Source organism: Deferribacterota bacterium, assembly GCA_034189185.1.
Classification (GTDB): domain Bacteria; phylum Chrysiogenota; class Deferribacteres; order Deferribacterales; family UBA228; genus UBA228.
This window is the reverse complement of sequence record JAXHVM010000124.1, coordinates 1-5,412: the sequence shown is the minus strand read 5'-3', so window position 1 is coordinate 5,412 and position 5,412 is coordinate 1. Positions and strand designations below refer to the sequence as shown.

The window sequence follows — 5,412 nt, the reverse complement described above, 5'->3', positions numbered from 1 at the left end:
CTTATCTTTATTTTTTTTAAAATAATCTATAGTAAACTTAATATTTTCACCTATATCGCAATCATACTTTGATGCAACATCTATCAATCTGTTAAAACCTTCAATATTATTTTGCTCCTTTGCAACATTTATCCCTTCTCTCACAGCAGCAGTAATCATTAGTCTATTATCTAAGACCTGAAATCTATCAATAATTTTAAAGCATATATCTAATGATTTATTTTTTTTATTAATTTCTAACAATTCCATAAAAGTATTTGTTGCTTCAGTAGTTAACTCATTTTTAATATAGATATCACCAAGCTTAAATAATGCGTCCATTAATTGATCAGGCATATCAGCAGTTTTGTAAATATCTAACAATTTTTTATGTATTTCAATATCATTGGGTTCTCTCTTTAGCACACTTCTTAACAATACCAATGAAGAGTTAACATTTCTCTCTGAGAGGTAAATATTAGCTAGTTTAAGAGCTATATCTCTAAATTTCTTATCATTACGAGTTCTTCTATAAATCTCACTTAGAACTTTTAAGGCCTCTGCATTATTTTCATTTTTATTAAGCTCATCCACACATAATTTCTCTGCTTTATCGTATCTACCTTTCTGAAAATATAGCCTAGCTGCGTCCAAAGGCTTTTTCTTTTTTGCAAAAAAATCCAACATAGATTAGACTCGTTAAAATATATTATTTAAATTATTCATAATATTTAGATGCATTATTAAAATTCTCCCACACTATAACACTATCTATTTTATTTTTAAAAATATTCTTTAATTCACTGTATATATATTTGGCAATATTCTCACTCGTTGGATTAAGCTCAACAAAAGGGCTAAGTTCATTTAGAAAATTATGATCAAGGGGTTCTATTGTCTTTTTTAAATATTTTTTTACTTCTTTAAAATCTACTAACATTCCCACATCATCTAAGGTATCTCCTTTTAAGATAACTTCAACCTTATAATTATGTCCATGTATTCTTTCACATTCACCTTTATACCCCCTTAATGCGTGAGCTGCAGAAAAAGTATCTATTACTTTTAGTTCATACATTTTTTAAAAAATTAACCTCCTTATTATCTAAGAATTTAAATTTACCTGGCAAAAGAGAGCCCAACTTAATTTCACCAAATCTAATTCTAATTAGTTTCTTAACATTTACATTAAAATATTTAAACATATTTCTTACTTCTCTTTTTTTGCCCTCTTTTATTATTACCCTGTATTTTAAATTGCCAATTTTATAAACCAAAGCGCCTCTATATGTTATATCTTTAAATATTATCCCTTCCCTTAACTTATTAATTTCATTGTTATTTAAAGCCCTATCAACATAAACAATATATTCCCTCTCAATATTATTTATTGGTAAGAGCAATCTATTAATTATATCCCCACAATTACAGAAAAGCATTAATCCTTCACTCTTATAATCAAGCCTACCCGCATATGCTAATCTCATCTTATCAAAAGGCTTGTAAAAGCCTAAATTTTTTTTATCTCCTTGGCTAACATAACTTGATAAAACATTTATAGGTTTATAAAATTTTATAAAAATTTCTTTATCGCAATTTAAAGCCTGGTCATTAACAAAAACCTTATCAATATTCTCTTTTACCTTAATAGATGGATCAAATACTGTTACACCATTAAGACTAACAGCACCATTAAATACCAAACTATCTGCTTGCCTCCTTGAATATAAACCAGATTTGGCAATATATTTGTTTAATCTTATTATTCTTTCAATTCCTTCCATTCTTCCATAGTTGGTAAATCGTCTAAATTATTTAAACCAAAGTATGTGTAAAATTTTTTACTAACTGAATACATAAGGGGCTTACCAATTACATCCTTTCTACCAGCTACTTTTATTAAATCCTTTTCTAATAAATTTTTTATTATAACAGCTGAATTAACCCCTCTAATGTATTCTATTTCTTGTCTTGTTATAGGTTGATTATATGCAATAATTGCTACTACTTCTCTCGCAGCCCTAGTTAGTTTTTCTTCAGGCCCATTTACAAAAGGCCTGCATTTATCATACAGGTTTTCATCTACAACCATCTGATAACCTTCGCCAATATTTAAAATTACCAAACCCAAATCAAGGCCATTAAAATAATCAGCATATCTAGATAGTCTGTTATCTATATCAAACTTATCTAAATAATTTAATAACTCTTTCTTTGGAACTACCTCGCCTGATAAAAAAAGGAGTGCGTAAAATATTTTATACTCATTATCCATATTTATTATTTTTTATATAAATATCTCCAAAGGGATATCTTTGTACTGCTGATATAAAACGCAGCTTAACCAATTCTAACATAGCCATAAAGGAAACAACAATCTCTAATCTATTCATATTACTATGTATAATTTCACTAAATATAATATCCCCTTTTTTAAATACTATATCTTTAATCCTCTCAACTACTTCTCTAAAATCTATCTTTTCCTTACTAAAAGTAATATTAATCTCTTTTTTGTCGATCAATGGAAAATAAAAATTGGCTAATGTATAGGCATCATAAATTTTTTCACAACTTTTATCAACTGAGATTATTTTATTCCTTCTTAAAAACTTTTTACTCCTATTTTCTAGTTTATCAAAATAAGTAGCTACATCCTTATAAAATGAATACTCTAGCAGTCTTTGGGTTAAACTAAATTTGCCCTCCTCTATATCAATATCATCATTGCTATAATTATCCACTGGCAACAACATCTTAGATTTTAAATATATTAAATAGGTGGCTAAGTTTAAAAAATCAGCTGCTTTTTCTAAATAGATAAAGCTAGCTCTTTGAACTGTCTCTAGAAACTGATCAGCTATTTTGACAATAGAAATTTCATAAATACTCATTCTGTTTTTTTTGATCAAATATATCAACAAATCTAGTGGTCCCTCAAAATTTTCTAATTTAACCTCTAAAACATTCAAAATTTTATTACCTTCCTAACAATATCTATCATCTTCCTAGCTCTATCACACGCTTTTTCTTGTCCTTTACTGATTATATCATCTAAATCAAAATCCCTATAATTATTTGAAATAACCCTTCTCTTTTCTTGAAAATCTGATAGGAATTCCAATAAATGTTTCAATAAGATTTTTTTACAATCTATACAACCAATTTTAGCATTTTTACATCCATCTATAATTAAATTTTTCTCTTCTTCAGTAGAGAATACCCTGTGATAGTCAAAAACTGGGCATATAAAGGGATTACCAGGATCAGTCCTTCTTTTTCTATTTGTATCAGTTTTCATTGTAAGTATCTTTTTCTTTACACTATCTAAATCCTCATCTAACCATATTGCGTTGTTATAAGATTTACTCATTTTTCTTCCATCAATACCTGGTAACTTTGGGTTTTTAGTAATTAATGGTTGAGGTAAATTAAATACATCATCTTCAAAGATATTGTTAAAATGCCTTGCAGTCTCTCTTGTCAATTCTAAATGTGCTTGTTGATCAATGCCGACTGGAACATATTCAGCATTATATAATAAAATATCTGAAGCCATAAGTACTGGATAACCAAGAAAACCAAAATTAGACAATTGCTTACCAACTTTGCCTAACTCAGATTTCATTTCTTTATATGTGGGACACCTCTCTAACCAACTAATAGGTGTGATCATAGAAAGTATTAGAAATAACTCAGCGTGATAGGGGTTCTTTGATTGTATAAATATATTTGATTTATCCAAGGATAGACCTGAGGCAAAAAAGTCTATTACCATCTCCCTTGAATATTTTTTTATATTTGATGTATCTTCATAGTTAGTTGTTAGAGCATGCCAATCTGCAACAAAGTAATAACATTCATATTTATCTTGTAAATACACCCAGTTTTGGATAGCACCAAAATAATGTCCTATATGAAGTCTTCCAGTTGGTCTCATCCCACTTAATACAATGCTCATAGTTCACTCTTATATTAAAATTCTTACAAAAAAATATATAATATTACCAAGAAAATTATTATGGTTATTTATAATTAAAAGTAAAATGACAAATATAAGGCCATAGGGCTCTAACTTGCTAAACTTAATAGCTTTATCGTAAGGTAGTAAACTCTCTAAAATTCTACCCCCATCTAAGGGTAATATAGGAATTAGGTTAAAAATACCTAATGCAACATTAATCATTACAGAAAACTGCAACATATATGCAAGGGCCTCAAATATTCTAAATAGAGTCATACTGTCAAAAGATAAGGTTATTATAAGCTTAAAGAGTATAGCTGAGATTATTGCCGTTAGAAAGTTAGCAACAGGTCCAGCGGCAGCAACTATTAAAACCCCATATTTTTTATTCTTTAAATTATAAAAATTAATTGGAACAGGCTTTGCCCAACCAAAGAGCCTCGTTATTAATAAACATAATAAACCTAATATATCGATATGAGCAAAAGGATTAAGCGTTAAGCGCCCCGCCAATTTAGCTGTATTATCACCTAATTTATATGCTGCATAGCCATGAGAAAACTCATGAATTGTTACAGCAAAAAGAAAGGGCACAATTGCAATAGTTAAATCTCTAATAAATTTACTTAAATCTGGATCCATAATTATATTTTCCTAAACTGGTATATTTTTTAAATAATATTCTAGTAAAGGCATATCATCCCTATAGGTTATTTTCACATTATAATAAGCTGATTCAACAAAAAATACATCCTTTTTTATATAAAAAAAAGCCTCTGCCTCATCATAAACAATTTTTTTTAACTCTTCAACTTTCATCAAAGCTTCAAGTAATAGTTCTTTTTTATATACCTGTGGAGTGTGAACTAAAATATAATTGCTTCTATCCAAATTTTCAATAACCCTATTAGTAGTTTTATCAATCTTTTTTAGTGCATCCCTTAGCTTTAATCCACACAGAGCAGCTTTATATTTTATGGCGGCATTAACCGTATCTTCTACAATCTTCCTTGTAACTACTGGTCTTACAGCATCATGCACAAGAACATAATCTGAACTACTTTCCTTTAAACAATTAAGAACCGTTCTTTGCCTTATATTACCAGCTTCAACAATAAAATAATTATTAATACTAAGTAATGCCATTATATATTTTACTGTTTCATAGTCTTTAATTGATGCCCCAATTATAATTTTGTTAAAGTTATAACTCTTTGTTAGCCTATCAACAGTGTAATAAATAACTTCTCTATCTAGAACTTTATAAAACTGCTTTTTTACATTATTAGAAAACCTTAACCCCAAACCACCTGCTGGTATTATTGCATCAATCTTCATAATATTATTTTGGCTTGCCAAATACTATTCTACCGCTATCTGATTGCAACAAACTAGTAACCTCAATATTAATAGTTTTACCAATATATTTTCTACCATTCTCAATAACAACCATTGACCCATCATCTAAA

The 5,412-nt window shown here is 28.5% G+C and carries 9 protein-coding genes; all 9 read right to left on the bottom strand.

Annotated elements, in window-relative coordinates:
• Positions 1-666 (bottom strand): hypothetical protein (locus SVN78_08110; GenBank protein ID MDY6821568.1); only part of this gene is annotated, 666 nt, incomplete at its 3' end.
• A 31-nt stretch (positions 667-697) separates the two neighbouring features.
• Positions 698-1,057: a 6-carboxytetrahydropterin synthase QueD gene (gene queD, locus SVN78_08105; GenBank protein ID MDY6821567.1), complete on the bottom strand. Its 360-nt coding sequence runs from the start codon at positions 1,055-1,057 to the stop codon at positions 698-700.
• Entirely contained in the window at positions 1,050-1,763 is a 714-nt protein-coding gene (locus SVN78_08100; GenBank protein MDY6821566.1) for a pseudouridine synthase, read from the bottom strand. Before SVN78_08100 ends, queD begins: the two co-directional genes overlap by 8 nt.
• Positions 1,742-2,254 (bottom strand): SMC-Scp complex subunit ScpB, encoded by a 513-nt coding sequence (gene scpB, locus SVN78_08095; GenBank protein ID MDY6821565.1) that lies wholly within the window; start codon positions 2,252-2,254, stop codon positions 1,742-1,744. Before scpB ends, SVN78_08100 begins: the two co-directional genes overlap by 22 nt.
• Positions 2,247-2,951 (bottom strand): ScpA family protein, encoded by a 705-nt coding sequence (locus SVN78_08090; protein MDY6821564.1) that lies wholly within the window; start codon positions 2,949-2,951, stop codon positions 2,247-2,249. Before SVN78_08090 ends, scpB begins: the two co-directional genes overlap by 8 nt.
• Complete coding sequence (gene trpS / locus SVN78_08085) at positions 2,948-3,940, bottom strand: tryptophan--tRNA ligase (protein ID MDY6821563.1); 993 nt, start codon at positions 3,938-3,940, stop codon at positions 2,948-2,950. The genes SVN78_08090 and trpS overlap by 4 nt, the downstream gene beginning before the upstream one ends.
• Before the next feature lie 9 nt (positions 3,941-3,949).
• Entirely contained in the window at positions 3,950-4,585 is a 636-nt protein-coding gene (locus SVN78_08080; GenBank protein ID MDY6821562.1) for a site-2 protease family protein, read from the bottom strand.
• Positions 4,586-4,597: 12 nt separating this feature from the next.
• Positions 4,598-5,281: an IspD/TarI family cytidylyltransferase gene (locus SVN78_08075; protein MDY6821561.1), complete on the bottom strand. Its 684-nt coding sequence runs from the start codon at positions 5,279-5,281 to the stop codon at positions 4,598-4,600.
• A 4-nt stretch (positions 5,282-5,285) separates the two neighbouring features.
• Positions 5,286-5,412, bottom strand: a 127-nt coding sequence (locus SVN78_08070; protein ID MDY6821560.1) for a PIN/TRAM domain-containing protein, incomplete at its 5' end; no start/stop codon positions are given.